At 62.6% G+C, this 1,450-nt stretch carries 2 protein-coding genes; both read right to left on the bottom strand.

The genetic code is table 11. The annotated features are described in order from the left end of the window. The coding region (locus BKH20_RS14395) for a hypothetical protein (RefSeq protein WP_218638179.1) at positions 1–272 on the bottom strand (272 nt) is incomplete at its 3' end. Further along, positions 272–907 carry a DUF6318 family protein gene (locus BKH20_RS13530; RefSeq protein WP_075391475.1) on the bottom strand — a complete coding sequence of 212 codons (636 nt, stop codon included), beginning with the start codon at positions 905–907 and terminating at the stop codon, positions 272–274. The genes BKH20_RS14395 and BKH20_RS13530, both read right to left, overlap by 1 nt. Positions 908–1,450: the final 543 nt, after the last annotated feature.

The raw sequence follows: 1,450 nt of genomic DNA, 5'->3' as shown, positions 1-1,450 counted from the left end.
CACATCGACGGATCCGAGGCCTGAACGGTTGGAGAATTAGGTGAAGGGTTTTCTTCTCCCGATGATGGAGATTCAATGGTTACCTGCTTATCTCCGGTAAACTGAGTTGAGTCACCCGAGTTGTTTGCACCTAACTGAACATTAGTTCCCGAGGGTTCTTTATTGCCGCCCTCATTGTTGTGGCCAATGCCGAGCGCGGCTGCCTCAACCGACACGAACAATGTCAACGATAGGGCAAGGGAGGTCACAACAAAAGAAGATGTGCGACTCATCACAGCACCTCACCTTCCCGAATCGCCCATCCACCGTTGACATACCTAATAGCGAAGCGCACTTTCTGCCCTTCAGTGGGGGGCGCAACACTCTCTTTCCAACTCCCCCCAGAATAAGAGGTCATTTCTCCGTAGTTTATGGTCGCCTCGATTCGACTGTAATCATATCCTTCGAGTTTATCGTAGTACCTCACGTTCGTGACATCTTGCTTCCACTTGTTAGCCCATCCTCCATCCTTGTGTAGATCATTTGCTCGGTCGATGACCGATTTACAGAAGACGCATCCGTTCTCGCTCATGGCTTCAATCTCGGCGGTTTTGCCGGTCATGAAGGCGTAGCGGTAGAGGTCGAGGAAGTAGCTGACGCTGGCTGCTGCGCCCTCGGCGCTCTCCTCGTTCATCTGGGAGGGCTTGGCCGGTGCGGGTTCGGCCAGGGCGGCATCGCGCTTGGCGCGCAGCTCAGGGGTCAGGGCCGCTTCCCGGGAGGCGGTCGCCGAGGCGTTGGCATCCGCAATGCCCTTCTCAGCCCGGGCAATAGCCGCCGACGCGCTCGCACTGGCGCTCACGCTGGCCTCAGCCTTGGCATCCTTCACCGAGCAGGCCGCCGCCCCCAGCGTCAGCACACACACCGTCACCAGGCCAGCCACGCCCCTCCGGCACCCGAAACGAGAACCGGGCCGAGCCTCGGGTCGGGGCCTGGGTCCCGGCAGCGTCGACCCACGTGGCCGTCCTGGACTGACGGTCAGGGCCTCTTGCTCCGCGTGCCTGTCGACGCCATCGAGGTTCAGGCCGGTCTGACGGTCGTGTGCGGTGGGACGCCGCCCCAAAGTGGCTGGCCGTCTGCTCGGCCGCTCCACCCCTCCAGGCGGAGACAGCCGCCCCGCGTGCTCGCCGAGGTCCAGGTGGGCGTGGCGTTCACGTGAGGTAAGGCCCAGCTCCGGCACGGATGATCGACCGCTTGGTGGCTCCGCCCCTCCAGTCGGAGTTGCTCGCTCCATGTGCTCGCCGGGGCCGTCGAGGTCCAGGCGGGAGTGGTGGCCCTGCTTCACGGGGCGCTGCCCCGACGCGGCCATCTGGCCGTGGTCGGTTGCCGGCTGCCGCACACCTATGGGCGCAGCAGATCGTAGGGACGCACTCATCACGGAAGCCTCCTCGCCGCCGAAACAACTCCATACCCC

Origin of the sequence: Actinomyces oris (genome assembly GCF_001937445.1) — a bacterium.
Lineage (GTDB): Bacteria > Actinomycetota > Actinomycetes > Actinomycetales > Actinomycetaceae > Actinomyces > Actinomyces acetigenes.
This window is presented reverse-complemented; position numbering and strand designations above follow the sequence as displayed.